The organism is Nonomuraea sp. NPDC049646, from assembly GCF_044465525.1.
Classification (GTDB): domain Bacteria; phylum Actinomycetota; class Actinomycetes; order Streptosporangiales; family Streptosporangiaceae; genus Nonomuraea.
Genome location: NZ_JBITLU010000008.1, coordinates 404,626 through 417,979, shown reverse-complemented (window position 1 = coordinate 417,979; position 13,354 = coordinate 404,626). Strand labels below are relative to the sequence as shown.

At 69.8% G+C, this 13,354-nt stretch carries 14 protein-coding genes; 6 read left to right on the top strand and 8 right to left on the bottom strand.

What is annotated here, in order from left to right; translation table 11 throughout:
• Positions 1 to 33: 33 nt before the first annotated feature.
• From nuoH to ndhC, 5 genes are all read right to left on the bottom strand, one after another.
• Entirely contained in the window at positions 34 to 975 is a 942-nt protein-coding gene (gene nuoH, locus ACIBQ8_RS26075) for an NADH-quinone oxidoreductase subunit NuoH (RefSeq protein ID WP_397173041.1), read from the bottom strand.
• Positions 968 to 1,510: an NADH-quinone oxidoreductase subunit C gene (locus ACIBQ8_RS26070; RefSeq protein WP_397193179.1), complete on the bottom strand. Its 543-nt coding sequence runs from the start codon at positions 1,508 to 1,510 to the stop codon at positions 968 to 970. Before ACIBQ8_RS26070 ends, nuoH begins: the two co-directional genes overlap by 8 nt.
• On the bottom strand, positions 1,507 to 2,022 hold the full coding sequence (locus tag ACIBQ8_RS26065) for an NADH-quinone oxidoreductase subunit B (RefSeq protein WP_397173038.1): 516 nt from the start codon (positions 2,020 to 2,022) through the stop codon (positions 1,507 to 1,509). The genes ACIBQ8_RS26070 and ACIBQ8_RS26065 overlap by 4 nt, the downstream gene beginning before the upstream one ends.
• Positions 2,023 to 2,108: 86 nt before the next feature.
• The gene (locus ACIBQ8_RS26060) at positions 2,109 to 3,254 is read right to left on the bottom strand and encodes a M48 family metallopeptidase (RefSeq protein ID WP_397193178.1); all 1,146 of its coding nucleotides are present in this window, start codon (positions 3,252 to 3,254) and stop codon (positions 2,109 to 2,111) included.
• 44 nt (positions 3,255 to 3,298) lie between these two features.
• The gene (gene ndhC / locus ACIBQ8_RS26055; protein ID WP_387678251.1) at positions 3,299 to 3,670 is read right to left on the bottom strand and encodes an NADH-quinone oxidoreductase subunit A; all 372 of its coding nucleotides are present in this window, start codon (positions 3,668 to 3,670) and stop codon (positions 3,299 to 3,301) included.
• A gap of 85 nt (positions 3,671 to 3,755) precedes the next feature.
• Here ndhC and ACIBQ8_RS26050 point away from each other — a divergent pair, with 85 nt between their 5' ends.
• The 6 genes from ACIBQ8_RS26050 (at position 3,756) to ACIBQ8_RS26025 (ending at position 10,072) form a co-directional block, all read left to right on the top strand.
• Complete coding sequence (locus ACIBQ8_RS26050) at positions 3,756 to 5,243, top strand: polysaccharide deacetylase family protein (RefSeq protein ID WP_397193177.1); 1,488 nt, start codon at positions 3,756 to 3,758, stop codon at positions 5,241 to 5,243.
• A gap of 33 nt (positions 5,244 to 5,276) precedes the next feature.
• Positions 5,277 to 5,366, top strand: coding sequence for a putative leader peptide (locus ACIBQ8_RS26045; protein ID WP_352322479.1), 90 nt, complete (start codon positions 5,277 to 5,279; stop codon positions 5,364 to 5,366).
• Positions 5,367 to 5,486: 120 nt separating this feature from the next.
• The gene (locus ACIBQ8_RS26040; protein ID WP_397173032.1) at positions 5,487 to 7,331 is read left to right on the top strand and encodes a 2-oxoacid:acceptor oxidoreductase subunit alpha; all 1,845 of its coding nucleotides are present in this window, start codon (positions 5,487 to 5,489) and stop codon (positions 7,329 to 7,331) included.
• Complete coding sequence (locus tag ACIBQ8_RS26035; RefSeq protein WP_397173030.1) at positions 7,324 to 8,370, top strand: 2-oxoacid:ferredoxin oxidoreductase subunit beta; 1,047 nt, start codon at positions 7,324 to 7,326, stop codon at positions 8,368 to 8,370. The genes ACIBQ8_RS26040 and ACIBQ8_RS26035 overlap by 8 nt, the downstream gene beginning before the upstream one ends.
• 61 nt (positions 8,371 to 8,431) lie before the next feature.
• Positions 8,432 to 9,355 carry an NAD-dependent epimerase/dehydratase family protein gene (locus ACIBQ8_RS26030; protein WP_397173028.1) on the top strand — a complete coding sequence of 308 codons (924 nt, stop codon included), beginning with the start codon at positions 8,432 to 8,434 and terminating at the stop codon, positions 9,353 to 9,355.
• Between the two features lie 60 nt (positions 9,356 to 9,415).
• The gene (locus ACIBQ8_RS26025; RefSeq protein WP_397173026.1) at positions 9,416 to 10,072 is read left to right on the top strand and encodes a hypothetical protein; all 657 of its coding nucleotides are present in this window, start codon (positions 9,416 to 9,418) and stop codon (positions 10,070 to 10,072) included.
• Positions 10,073 to 10,090: 18 nt separating this feature from the next.
• Here the strand turns inward: ACIBQ8_RS26025 and ACIBQ8_RS26020 are convergent, their stop codons facing one another.
• From ACIBQ8_RS26020 to ACIBQ8_RS26010, 3 genes are all read right to left on the bottom strand, one after another.
• On the bottom strand, positions 10,091 to 11,452 hold the full coding sequence (locus ACIBQ8_RS26020) for a hypothetical protein (protein WP_397193176.1): 1,362 nt from the start codon (positions 11,450 to 11,452) through the stop codon (positions 10,091 to 10,093).
• A 163-nt stretch (positions 11,453 to 11,615) separates the two neighbouring features.
• Positions 11,616 to 12,536, bottom strand: a complete 921-nt coding sequence (locus ACIBQ8_RS26015) for a hypothetical protein (protein ID WP_397193175.1) — start codon at positions 12,534 to 12,536, stop codon at positions 11,616 to 11,618.
• Positions 12,533 to 13,348, bottom strand: coding sequence for a 2OG-Fe(II) oxygenase (locus ACIBQ8_RS26010; RefSeq protein WP_397173022.1), 816 nt, complete (start codon positions 13,346 to 13,348; stop codon positions 12,533 to 12,535). The genes ACIBQ8_RS26015 and ACIBQ8_RS26010 overlap by 4 nt, the downstream gene beginning before the upstream one ends.
• Positions 13,349 to 13,354: the final 6 nt, after the last annotated feature.

Genomic DNA, 13,354 nt, shown 5'->3' with positions numbered 1-13,354 from the left:
AAGCGCGGCATAAAGTTTCCGTCGGGACGAAGCTCAGATGAGAACCTTCACCACTCCGGTGAGCGCTAGCTGCACGAGCGCCAGCGGCACCAGTCCGGCCCAGGCGAGCTTCTGTAGCTGGTCCTCACGCAGCCGCGGAAAGGTGACGCGCAGCCAGATCACCACGAACGCCAGCGCGAACACCTTGATCAGGGTCCAGATCCAGCCGGGCAGGAACGGCCCGTGCCAGCCGCCCAGGAAGAGCACGGTGGTCAGGAAGGACAGGACGACGATCCCGACGTACTCGGAGAGCATGAACAGGGCGAAACGCATGCCGGTGTACTCGGTCATCGGGCCCATGATGATCTCGGACTCGGCGATCGGCATGTCGAACGGCGGACGGCGCAACTCGGCCAGCCCCGCCACGAAGAACACCACGCCGCCGATCGCCTGCCAGGGCAGCCACCACCACTGCCACGCCTCGACGATGCCGGGCATCGACAGCGTGCCCGCCGCCATCGCCACGGACGAGGCCGCCAGCACCAGCGGCAGCTCGTACGACATGAGCTGGGCAGCCGCCCGCATGCCGCCGAGCACCGAATACTTGTTGGCCGACGCCCACCCCGCCATGATCGCGCCAAGCACCCCGACGCCCATGACGGCGAGCACGAAGAACAGCCCGAGATCGAGGTCGACGGCGACCAGGCCGCGGTCGAGCGGAATGACGATCAGCACGAGCAGGTACGGGACCAGCGCCACGCCCGGCGCGATCATGAAGACGCGGCGGTCGGCCGCGGCCGGGATGACGTCCTCCTTCTGCATGAACTTCACGCCGTCGGCGATGAGCTGCGCCCAGCCGTGGAAGCCGCCGGCGTACATGGGGCCGAGCCTCGACTGCATGTGGGCCATGACCTTGTGCTCGGTCTGGCCGACGATCAGCGGCAGCACCAGGAACACGACGAGGATGACGACGAAGCTCAGCACCACTTCAAGCATCAGGCGGACCCCAATCGGCCGGTACTCCGGGCGGAAGCGTCTTGCGGCGGCTCGGGGCGCCGTGCCCCGACTCGCCCGGCTCCTTGGCGCCCGGCCACGGCTTGGCCACGCGGGCGGCCAGCACGAAGTCCTTGCGCAGCGGATGGCCCTCGAAGCCGTCGGGCAGGAGCAGCGGCACCAGGTGGGGGTGCTCCTCGAAGATCACCCCGAACATCTCGTACGTCTCGCGCTCGTACCAGTTCGCCCCCCGGTAGACGCCGACGGCGGAGGGCAGGCGCGGGTCGGCGCGCGGCACGCGGGTGCGCAGCAGCAGCCGCTCGCGGGCGTCCGGGTTGTAGACGTGGGCGACGACGACGAAGGCGTCGGGCGGCTCGTCCACGCCGGTCAGCCAGTCGAAGAAGGCGTGGCCGAGGTCGTCGCGGGCGAAGGCCAGCAGCTCGATCCAGTCGGCGGGGGCGACGTCGACCGTGGTCTCGCCGTAGGACTCGCTGATCTCGGCGCGCTCGCCGAACCGGGCGGCGACGGCGGCGTTCACGCCTCGTCCTCGGAGCCGTGGGAGCGGGACCAGACGTAGCGGTCGCTGAGCTTCTCCCCCGCGATCTTCTCCTGGAGCTTCATGATCCCGTAGAGCAGCGCCTCGGGACGGGGCGGGCAGCCGGGCACGTAGACGTCGACGGGGATGATCTGGTCGACGCCGTTGGTCACGCAGTAGGAGTCCCAGTAGGGGCCGCCGGTGTTGGAGCAGGCGCCGAAGGAGATCACGTACTTGGGGTCGGGCATCTGCTCGTAGAGGCGCTTCACGGCGGGGGCCATCTTGTCGGTGACCGTGCCGGAGACGATCATCAGGTCGGCCTGACGGGGGCCGTTGGCGAACGGGATGACCCCGAACCGGATGAAGTCGTGCCTGCTCATGGAGGTCGCGATGAACTCGATGGCGCAGCAGGCCAGCCCGAAGTTGAACACCCACAGCGAATAGCGCCGCCCCCAGTTGAGCACGAACCGCATGGGTTTGGGCGCGAGCCTGGAGACAGGTCCGACGGTGGGCATCGGGAGATCCGTTGCTGCCATGTCGCCCATTCTTGCGCGAATCGCAGGTCAGGCAAAGGACGCGCCCGCGGCGGCCGGCGGCTTGCTCAGCGGTACAGAGCCGACTGGACGTCTTCCTTGAGGCCGAGCGCCACGCGTTCGGCCGGCCGCGCCAGCTCCTCCTCGATCTCCTCCATGGCCTCCGCCAGCACCCGCGCCTCCGCGTACGGCAGCGCCGCCAGATGCTCCTTCCGCAGGTGCGTGGGCGGGTGCGTCCTGTCCACCCGTAGTTCGTCCAGCCCGGCTTCCGCGCACAGCCGTTCGATCTCCGCCTCAGAGATGCCGGCGACGTGGGCCCGCAGCTCCGCCCACAGGTCCTGCCGGCCCACCGCGAGGGTCTGCGTCTCCAGGAACCGGTCGGCGGGCACGACCCGCGTGCGCAGAGCGTCCATCGAGGAGAGCGCCGCCTCGGTCCCGCCGACGCGGGCCTGGATGGCGTCGGCGCGGTACTCGGCCCGCTGCGACGACCGGTGGACCATCAGCTCCAGGACGAGGATGAGCCCCCGCACCGGCAGCCCGACGACCGCGAGCAGGCATTCGGCGGCCAGCCGGGACAGGCCGTCGCCCGGCTGCCAGCAGAACCGGGTCACCTCCCGCAGCTCGTCCAGCGAGTACAGCGCGCCGCCCACGACAAGCCCGTGCCTGGCGTCGCCGTTGCGCGAGTGGGCCATCTCGTGGGCGATCACCGACACGCGTTCGGCCGGGGTCAGCAGCATCCAGAGGGGGTAACCGATCTCCACCAGGCGGCGCCTGCGCCAGCCGTACGTGGCGAAGGCGGCGTTCGGGACGCCGCTGAGCACGACGAGGTCGGTGGGCGGCGCGCCGACCTCCGCGCCGATCCGGTCGATCAGCTCGTACAGGCGCGGGGCGTTCTTCCGGGTGAGGGTCTCGGCTCCGCCCGGGACGCCCATGACGCGGGGACGCAGCAACCAGGCGACGTCGAGCGCGATCACCCCGAACGGCACGCTGAGCAGGGTGAACCTGGTCACCAGGTAGCCGCCGAGGACGAGGAAGGCGAACGGGAGCAGATGGACCAGCGCGGCGAGCGCGTAACCGGCCGCCCGCGCGGCCCCGGCCGATCCGCCCGCCCGAGCGGCGTCTCCCTCGCGGGCGGCGCGCATCACGTCACGGTGGAGGCCGTGGATCACGGCCGCCTGCCGGCGCGCCGCCCATCCCTTGCCGGTGCTGGACACGGCAGACAAATGTGCCGAGGCGGCACGAGAACGTCAAGGGTGATCTACGTCCAGGACAGGACGCGTTTGCGCCAGGCGTACAGGATGCCGAGGGCGATGAAGCCGAGGAACACGAACATCTCCACCAGCGTCGTGACCCCGTAGCCGGGCGCGTCGAAGATCGTGGCCCACGGGAAGAGGAAGACGGCGTCGACGGCGAAGACGACGTAGAGATAGGTGAAGACGTAGTAGCGGACCTGCGACTGCGCCCAGCCGTCGCCGACGGGGTCGACGCCGCATTCGTACGTGGTCAGCTTCTCGGGGGTCGGCCTGGTGGGCCGCAGGAGCCGGTTGGCCATGAGGGCCCCGGCGACGATGGCGACACCGATCGCGAGCAGCGCGGCGACCAGCACGTAGGACCCGAAGTAGCCCTCCATGACGTGATCGTAACCCAGTCAAACCTCAGACCCCATAACCCCAAGACGGGGCAAAAGGTAAGATCCCCCACATACCCTGACAGACATGCATCAAACGCGATTCTTTGCTGGAATCGCTCTGCTGGCCCTCTCGGCCGGGGGCTGCGGGCTGGCCGCCGCCGCACCCGAGCGGGACGTGCTGGTCCCGGCAGAGCCGACCGCGATCGACTTCGTCGACCCCGCGACAGTCGTCGGCCTGTCCACCGCGACCATCACGAACGAGGACGACGACCACAGCAGATACGTGCACATCAGCTACCCGGAACTGGCCGACGCGCCGGGCCTCAACCGCGCGCTGCGCGCCGACGCCGAGCGGCAGCTGCGGGACTTCCGAGCCGCCAAGAGCGTCAACGGCGACTACCCGCGTCCGGAGCTGAACGTGGACTGGCAGCTCGCCGCCCGTTCCCCGGAGGCCGTCGCGGTACGGCTGCGCACCGGCGAGTTCCTGGGCGCGAGCTGGGGCAACTCCACTCGTACCTTCTGGTTCGACCCGCGTACCGGCAAGGCGGGCGGGTCCACGGCGCTGCTGGGCGGGACGCAGGCGCTGGACCGGCTCGCGGTGCTGGTCAAGGAGCAGCTCAAGGGACGCGGGCCGCAGGTCGAGCGGGACGGCGTGCGGGCCGACCCCGGCCAGTTCGACTCCATGGCCTTCAACCGCAGCGGTGACCTGGTGGTCGAGTTCGACGACTGCCAGGTCGGGCCGTGCTCGCTCGGCCGGGTCGCGGTGGCCGTCCAGGCCGGACGGGTCGCGCCGCTGCTGTCCGAGCTGGGCCGCCGGGCGCAGGAGAGCGTGCGGGAGGCCGCCCGCAGCGCCCCTCCGGCCGGGCCGACGACGACGCCGAAGACGGGGCCGACGGCGAGCCCCGAGGCGTCCAGCAACCGGGCCGGGAGCGTGAACTGCGCCAGGACCAAGTGCGTGGCGCTGACGTTCGACGACGGGCCGGGGCCGCGCACCGGGCGGCTGCTCGACCTGCTGGCCGCGGGCAAGGCGCGGGCCACCTTCTTCGCCGTCGGGACGAACGCCGTCGCCCAGCCGGGCCTGCTGCGCCGGATGAGCGCCGAAGGCCACCTGGTCGGCAACCACTCCTGGTCGCACCGGGACCTGTCCAAGCAGGCGACCAGCAAGATCGCCGACTCCTTCCGGCGTACCGACGACGCCGTCCGGGCGGCGATCGCGCAGGAGCCCACGCTGGCCCGCCCGCCCTACGGCGCGATCAGCAAGGACGTGCGCGACGTCGCCCGCGACCTGGGCCTGTCGCTGGTCGGCTGGGACGTGAACTCCAGGGACGAGCCGGGCGCGACGGCCTCGGAGATCACCGACCGCGTCGTGCGCAAGGCCCATCCGGGCGCGATCATCCTGATGCACGACACCAACCCCGAGTCGATCGACGCGATTCCGGGCATCCTGAAAGAACTCAGCGGGAAGGGTTACACCTTCGTGACCGTTCCAGAGTTGTACGGCTCCGCATCGATGCGCGCCGGACGCCTGTACGAGTCGGGGAACCAGCAGTCGCGTAAGCAGCCCCTGACGTAGCACACGTGTTGGGGGGACGTATCATTGGCGCTCGTGACCCGAACCGTCCTCTTCGCACGCCTGCATGTAGACCTCTGCAGGCTCGCGTCAGGGCTGTGTCGTCGTTCTCCCGCCTCACCCTGACTTCCGACCGCGTTACCCGCTTTCGCGGCTGGCAAACGCGTGACCTTCCGAGGATCTAGCATGGAAACAGAGAACGCGCCCAAAGCAACCGCGCCTTGGCGCGTCGAGGAGGACTGAGCTGTGACGAAGCAGGTCCAGCAACTCGACCGCGTGATCATCAGGTTCGCCGGCGACTCCGGCGACGGCATGCAGCTCACCGGCGACCGCTTCACCGCGGGGACGGCGGAGTTCGGCAACGACCTGTCGACGCTGCCCAACTTCCCCGCCGAGATCCGCGCCCCCGCAGGAACCCTGCCCGGCGTGTCGAGCTTCCAGCTCCACTTCGCCGACCACGACATCCTGACCCCCGGCGACGCGCCCAACGTGCTCGTGGCCATGAACCCGGCGGCGCTGAAGGCCAACCTCGGCGACCTGCCGCGCGGCGCCGACATCATCGCCAACACCGACGAGTTCTCCAAGCGCAACCTGCAGAAGGTCGGCTACGCGGCCAACCCGCTGGAGGACGACTCCCTGAGCGAGTGGCGCGTGCACGCGGTGCCGCTGACCTCGCTGACGGTCAAGGCGCTCGAAGGCTTCGAGATCTCGAAGAAGGACGCCGAGCGCGCCAAGAACATGTTCGCCCTCGGCCTGCTGTCGTGGCTCTACCACCGGCCGACCGAGCAGACGATCTCGTTCCTGCAGCAGAAGTTCGCCAAGAAGCCCGACATCGCCAAGGCGAACATCGCGGCCTTCCAGGCGGGCTGGAACTACGGCGAGACGACCGAGTCGTTCTCGGTCTCCTACGAGGTCAAGCCGGCCAGGCTGGCTCCCGGCGTCTATCGCAACATCTCCGGGAACCAGGCCCTCGCCTACGGGCTGATCGCGGCCAGCGTGCAGTCGAAGCTGCCGCTGTTCCTGGGCTCGTACCCGATCACGCCGGCCAGCGACATCCTGCACGAGTTGTCCAAGCACAAGCGGTTCGGCATCCGCACCTTCCAGGCGGAGGACGAGATCGCGGGCGTCGGCGCGGCGCTGGGGGCCGCGTTCGGCGGGGCGCTGGGCGTGACCACCACCTCCGGCCCCGGCGTGGCGCTGAAGGCGGAGACGGTCGGCCTGGCGGTCACCACCGAGCTGCCGTTGATCATCGTTGACGTCCAGCGCGCCGGTCCCAGCACGGGCATGCCGACCAAGACCGAGCAGACCGACCTGCTGATGGCCATGTTCGGCCGCAACGGCGAGTCGCCGGTGCCGATCGTCGCGCCACTCTCGCCGAGCGACTGCTTCGACGCGGCCGTCGAGGCGGCCCGCATCGCGGTCAAGTACCGCACGCCGGTCATGTTGCTCTCGGACGGCTACCTGGCCAACGGCTCGGAGCCGTGGCGCCTGCCCGAAGTTTCCGACTTGCCCGACATTTCGCAGGAATTTACGACCGAGCCCAACGGTGAGGGCGGCGAGTTCCTGCCGTTCAAGCGTGACACCGAGACGCTGGCCCGCCCCTGGGCCATCCCCGGCACCCCCGGCCTCGAACACCGCATCGGCGGCATCGAGAAGGCCGACGGCACCGGCAACATCTCCTACGACCCGGACAACCACGACCTGATGGTCCGCACCCGGGCCGCCAAGATCGCCGGGATCGACGTGCCCGACCTGGAGGTCGACGACCCCGACGGCGACGCCAAGGTCCTGGTCATCGGCTGGGGCTCGACGTACGGGCCGATCGCGGCGGCCGTGCGGCGCATCAGGCGCAACGGCGGCAAGGTCGCCCAGGCGCACCTGCGCCACCTCAACCCGCTGCCGGCCAACACCGGCGAGGTGCTCAAGAGCTACGACAAGGTGCTGCTGCCCGAGATCAACCTCGGCCAGCTCGCGCTGCTGCTGCGGGCCCGCTACCTCGTCGACGTGATCAGCTACAACCGCGTGCGCGGGCTCCCGTTCAAGGCCGAGGAGCTGGCCGGAGTCATTCAGGACGTGATCGACAGTGACTGAGCTGGTGAACGGGAAGGGCCTGAGCCTGGTTCCCAAGACCGACGTCAAGCAGGGGCTGAAGGACTTCAAGTCCGACCAGGAGGTGCGCTGGTGCCCGGGTTGCGGCGACTACGCGATCCTGGCCGCGGTGCAGAGCTTCCTGCCCGAGCTGGGGTTGCGGCGCGAGAACATCGTGTTCGTCTCCGGCATCGGCTGCTCCTCGCGCTTCCCGTACTACCTCGACACCTACGGCTTCCACTCGATCCACGGCCGCGCGCCCGCGATCGCGACCGGCCTGGCCGCCTCGCGGCCCGACCTGTCGGTGTGGGTGATCACCGGTGACGGCGACGCGCTGTCGATCGGCGGCAACCACCTGATCCACGCGCTGCGCCGCAACGTCAACCTGAACATCCTGCTGTTCAACAACAGGATCTACGGTCTGACCAAGGGCCAGTACTCGCCCACCTCCGAGGTCGGCAAGATCACCAAGTCGACGCCGATGGGCTCGCTGGACAAGCCGTTCAACCCGATCTCGCTGGCCATCGGCGCCGAGGCGTCGTTCGTGGCCCGCACGATCGACTCCGACCGCAAGCACCTGCAGTCGGTGCTGCGCGAGGCCACGGCCCACCGCGGCACGTCGCTGGTGGAGATCTACCAGAACTGCAACATCTTCAACGACAACGCCTTCGAGCAGCTCAAGGACCCGGCGGTCCGCGACGACATCACGCTGCGCCTGGAGCACGGCGAGCCGATCGTGAGCGCGTCCAAGGCCGTCGTGCGCGGCGCGAACGGCGGCATCGAGGTCGTCGCCAGGGACGGCGTGAGCGAGGAGCAGATCCTCGTGCACGACGCCCACAACCCCGACCCGTCGGTGGCCTTCGCCCTCAGCAGGCTCGACGAGCCGGCCTTCGAGCACGTGCCGATCGGCATCTTCCGCCAGGTCGACCGCCCGGCCTACGACGTGCTCATGGCCGACCAGCTGGAGGAGGCCGTGGCGCAGAAGGGCCCCGGCGACCTGAGCGAGCTGCTCATGGGTGGAGACACCTGGCGCATCGGCTAGTTCGTGTATTAGATGGAGCCGTCGGCCCGACGGCTCCATCTTCCACGGAGGTCAATCCACGATGTCGTATTGGCCTGAGGCCGTGGTGCTGGTGACGGGTGCGGCCGGGTTCATCGGATCGCACCTGGCCGCGCGCTTACGCGTGCTCGGCGCGCAGGTGCACACGGTCAGCCGGCGGCCCCAGCGCGCCCGCCACGGGGAGATCTGGCACCAGGCCCGGCTCGACGACGCCGGCGACACCGCGCGGCTGTTCCGGTCGGTACGCCCCGACCTGCTGTTCCACCTGGCCGGCGAGGTCACCGGGTCGCGCGGCGACGAGGTCGTCCGGGCCACGCTGGAGAGCAACGTCGTGGGCGCGGTCAACGTGCTGTCGGCCGCGCGCGAGCACGGCGTCCGGACCGTGTTCACCGGCTCGATCGAGGAGCCGCGGCCGGGCAACGACCATGCGCCGCCCTCGTCGGCGTACGCGATGTCCAAGTGGGCCGCCACCGGCTACGCGCGGCTCTACCACCGGCTCTGGGACCTTCCCGTCACCGTGCTGCGTCCCAGCATGGTCTACGGCCCGGCCCAGCCCGACACCACCAAGCTGGTGCCGTACGTGACGCTCAGCCTGCTGCGCGGCGAACGTCCCCGGCTCACCAAGGGCGCCAAGCTCGCCGACTGGATCTACGTGGACGACGTCGTCGACGCGTTCGTGCTGGCCGGCGAGTCCGACAAGGCGGTCGGCCACACGCTCGACGTCGGCACCGGCGTACGGACCGCCGCCCACGAGGTCGTCGAGCGGCTCTACCGCATCACGGGCGCGGGCACCCGGCCCGAGTTCGGCACCGCGCCGGACCGCCCGCACGACATCACGCAGGTCGCCGACATCGTCCCGGCGGCGGACCGGCTCGGCTGGCGCCCTGCCACGGAATTGGACGAAGGGTTGCGCCGGACGGTCAATTGGTACGCATCCCAAGAATGTCACGAAGAAAGGCGTCCTTAGCCGGGCAGGCGAAATTCTGGGAGCATGGGGCTACTTATTCCGGCCGGAGGAGTCGCCTTTATGAGCCGCCTGAACGCCCTGCGCAGTCGTTTCGTGGACGCTCCCGACTCGCTGGGGGCCAAGGCGCGGGCACGCAGGTGGCAGTGGTTCGCCGCCCGTTTCCCCGACCTCGACCGGATGAGCGTCCTCGACCTCGGCGGCACGGCCGGGGCCTGGATGCGCGCCCCGGTCAGGCCCGCGCACGTGCACATCGTCAACCTCGAACAGCCGCCCGCCGACCTGCCGTCCTGGCTGCGGGCCGACGTCGCCGACGCCTGCGACCTGCCGCCCGCGATCCGCGGCGCCCGCTACGACCTGGTCTTCTCCAACGCCGTCATCGAGCACGTCGGCGGGCACCAGCGCCGGCAGCGGTTCGCCGACACCGTGCACGAGATGGCCGACCGCCACTGGGTGCAGACGCCCTACCGGTACTTCCCGGTCGAACCGCACTTCCTGTTCCCCGGCTTCCAGTTCCTGCCGCTCGCCGCGCGGACGACGATCCTGCGCCGCTGGCCGCTCGTCCACACGCCGACCTCCGACCGGGACGCCGCCCGGATGATCGCCATGGAGGTCGAACTGCTGAGCGTGACCGAGATGCGGCACTACTTCCCGAAGTCGCGGCTGCGCTTCGAGCGGCTGGCCGGGCTGGTGAAGTCGGTCATCGCGGTCCGCAGCTAGCGTCCGGGCTCGGCGGGGTCAGTCCGTGCCCATGATGCTCGCGCCGCCGCCCTCCCAGGAGTTGCCCTTCCAGACGTTGCCCGGCCCGTTCGCGTCCCAGTACGACACCGGGCCGGCGTAGCCGCCCTTCGGCCAGACCTTGCGGCTGAAGACGTTGTCGATCACCTTGATGTTGGACGACAGGCCCTTCCGCCCGGCGCCCGCGTACAGCGACCAGCCGCCGCCGGCGAGGTAGTTGCCCTGGACGGTGACGTTCCTCGTGACGCCGAAGTCCTGGAAGAGGGCGATGGCGCCGGTCTGGTCGAGGGTGTTGATCACCGTGTTGCGCCGGATGACCAGCTCGGTGCCGGGTGCGGCGGTGCCGGTGGACATGATCATGTCGGTGTGGTCGCCGGAGTAGTACTTCGGGTCGTGCACGTAGGAGTCCTCGACCAGGCCCTGGTCGGTGAGGATGCCGTTGGAGATGGTGTGGATGTCCACGCGGCGGATGGTGATCAGCTTGCCCTGGTTGAGGATGCCGAACTGGGTGCGCACCTTGCCGTTGCCGAAGATCTCGCTGTCCTCGACCTTCAGGCCGGAGAAGCCCTCGCGCTGGAGGATGCCCCAGTAGTCGCTCTGGCCGCGGACGCGGGTGTTGCGGATGGTCACGTTGTCGGCCTCGACGGTGATGTCACCGGTGACGTCCCAGCCGTCGATGACCTTGCCGTCCTCCTTGATGACGATCGAGCCGGTCTTCTTGACCAGGTCGGTGCCGTCGGGGACGCCGGTGTTGCCCGCCCCGGGCCAGCCGCCGCCGGGGGGCGGGGTGGAGGTGGGGGTCTTGGTGGGGGTCTGGGTCGGCGTCTGTGTCGGGGTGTGCGTCGGGGTCGGCGACTCGCTGGGCGGCGGGCCCGTGGGGGTCGGGGTGCGGGTGGCCGTGACGGTCGGCGTGGCGGGAGGGCTCACCGTGGGCGTCACTGTGGGCGTCGTCGTGGGCGTCCCGGGCGTCGCGGTGGGCGTCCCGGGCGTCGCGGTGGGGGTGCCGGGCGTCGCGGTGGGGGTGCCGGTCGGCGTCGGGCGGTGCGTGGGCCGGTGGGTGGGACGGCGCGTCGGGCGCGCGGTCGGCTTCCTCGTCGGCCTCCTGGGCCACCACCAGGGCTCCTGGCTCCTCGTCCTGGCGGGCCGGGGCTTGTGGGTGGTGGGACGCGGCCGGGCACGCCGGCCGGCGGCGGCCTGCGGCGAGGTCGCGCCGCTCGCCCCGCTCGCCTCCGTCAGGACGGCCCTGGGCTCCAGTACGTCGGAGACGACGAGGCCGTACCCGCCGGCCAGCACCGCCACCACGGAGACCCCGGCCAGGGATAACCAGCCGGTGCGTCTCTTGCCTCTTCGATGCCGCGACACAGGCGACTCCTTCCGATCGTGGCCGAGTCCGAGTCCCCCAAGGGGAGAGAGTAGCCATGCCGAAAGAAGAAGTAGTGCCTTTTACCGAAATAAACTCGTTATCCTCCAAATTCCCAACAAGCTCATGTTTCACATCTATCGCGGCAAATCCGACAAAGGGTCGTTATCCCGGCGTTACCGTGCCGCCGTTTTCCCAGGTGTTCCCGTGCCACCGATTTCCGGGCCCGTCTTTATCCCAATATGAAACCGGCCCCGCCGCTCCGCCCTTGGGCCAGACGCGGCGGCTGAAGACGTTGTCGATCACCTTGATGTTGGACGACTTCCCCTTCACCCCGGCCCCGGCGTACAGCGACCAGCCGCCGCCGGCCAGCAGGTTGCCCTCGACCGTCACGTCCTTGACCACGCCGAAGTCCTGGAAGAGGGCGATGGCGCCGGTCTGGTCGAGGGTGTTGATCACCGTGTTGCGCCGGATGACCAGCTCGGTGCCGGGCGCGGGCGGGCCGGTGGACATGATCATGTCGGTGTGGTCGCCGGAGTAGTACTTCGGGTCGTGCACGTACGAGTCCTCGACCAGGCCCTGCTGGGTCAGGATGCCGTTGGAGATCGTGTGGACGTCCACGCGGCGGACGGTGATCAGCTTGCCCTGGTTGAGGATGCCGAACTGGGTGCGCACCTTGCCGTTGCCGAAGATCTCGGTGTCCTCGACCGTCAGGCCCGTGCGTCCCTCGCGCTGGAGGATGCCCCACCAGCCCTTGGTGCCGCGCACCCGCGTGTTGCGGATGACCACGTCGTCGGCCTCGACCGTGATGTAGCCGGTCACCTCGACGCCGTCGATCACCGTGCCGTTCCTGGTCACCCGGATCGATCCCGACTTGCGCAGCGTCACCCCCTCGGGGACGCCGGTGTTGTGCGCGCCCGGCCAGCCCTGCTCGGCCGGCTTCGACGGCGACGGCGTGCCCGGCCTGGACGTGCCCACAGCGGGCGACCGGGTGACCTCGGGCCCGCCCGGGGACCCGGTGCAGCCGCCCAGCAGCACGACCAGGACCGCGACGAGGCACCAGCCCCCTCGGACGTACGGCCTCACTCGCCCTTGGTCCTCCGGCCGCCGACGAGGTCGGCCAGCGCGGGCGGCGTCCAGCGCTTGGCGACCTGGCGCAGGTTGCTCTTCCACGCCTCGCCCGGCCGCTGCTTGAACAGCGTGGTGTGGTCGTCGGTGACCTCGTCCTCGGGTCTGCCGTTGGAGTAGTAGTAGAGCGCCATCGAGCGGCGGGCCCGGTCGTCCGGGCAGGTGAGCGGGTCGGGGTGGCCGTGGTTGGCGTCGTCGGTCGTGGCGAACAGCACGAACCGGTTGAAGACCGGGAGGATCTTGCCCTCGCACTCGGTCATGTCCTTGTTCCACAGCTGCAGGTGGCCGCCGTAGCTCTCCTGCCAGTCCTTGTTGAGGTAGAGCAGGCCGTTGAGCCGGCGGTCGAGGTTGAGCCGGCGGCTGCGGTTGAAGTCGGCGTGCACCTTCAGGAAGCCGCCGGGCCGGATCTGGTGCAGGCCGCCGCCCTCGAAGTGCGGGTCGGAGACCAGCTGCGTGATGCCGGTCAGCCGCTCCAGGAACTCGACGAACACGCCGCTGTTGAATTCGGCCAGCAGCCGCCGGGTGGCCGGCCCCATGCGCTCGGTGTCGGCCAGCGCCAGCTTCACCTCGCGCGCGCTGTCGAACCGCTGCCAGGTGGCGTCGCGCGGCTCGGGGAACTCGTCCAGGACGGGCTCCAGCACCTCGGGCGGCAGGAAGTCGTCGATGACGACGTGACGGAACGGCGAGGCGGTACGGAACTGCTCGGAGTACTTGTCCGCCAGCGGGAACAGCTCGTCCCGGTGGAAGGTGAAAGCCTGCAGATCCTGCATGGAATG

What these genes read in the sequence shown, in the direction of transcription:
- nuoH (WP_397173041.1), bottom strand. Translation starts at nt 975, where the DNA reads ATGCTTGAAGTGGTGCTGAGCTTCGTCGTCATCCTCGTCGTGTTCCTG.
- ACIBQ8_RS26065 (WP_397173038.1), bottom strand. Translation starts at nt 2,022, where the DNA reads ATGCCCACCGTCGGACCTGTCTCCAGGCTCGCGCCCAAACCCATGCGG.
- ndhC (WP_387678251.1), bottom strand. Translation starts at nt 3,670, where the DNA reads ATGGAGGGCTACTTCGGGTCCTACGTGCTGGTCGCCGCGCTGCTCGCG.
- ACIBQ8_RS26050 (WP_397193177.1), top strand. Translation starts at nt 3,756, where the DNA reads ATGCATCAAACGCGATTCTTTGCTGGAATCGCTCTGCTGGCCCTCTCG.
- ACIBQ8_RS26030 (WP_397173028.1), top strand. Translation starts at nt 8,432, where the DNA reads ATGTCGTATTGGCCTGAGGCCGTGGTGCTGGTGACGGGTGCGGCCGGG.
- ACIBQ8_RS26025 (WP_397173026.1), top strand. Translation starts at nt 9,416, where the DNA reads ATGAGCCGCCTGAACGCCCTGCGCAGTCGTTTCGTGGACGCTCCCGAC.
- ACIBQ8_RS26010 (WP_397173022.1), bottom strand. Translation starts at nt 13,348, where the DNA reads ATGCAGGATCTGCAGGCTTTCACCTTCCACCGGGACGAGCTGTTCCCG.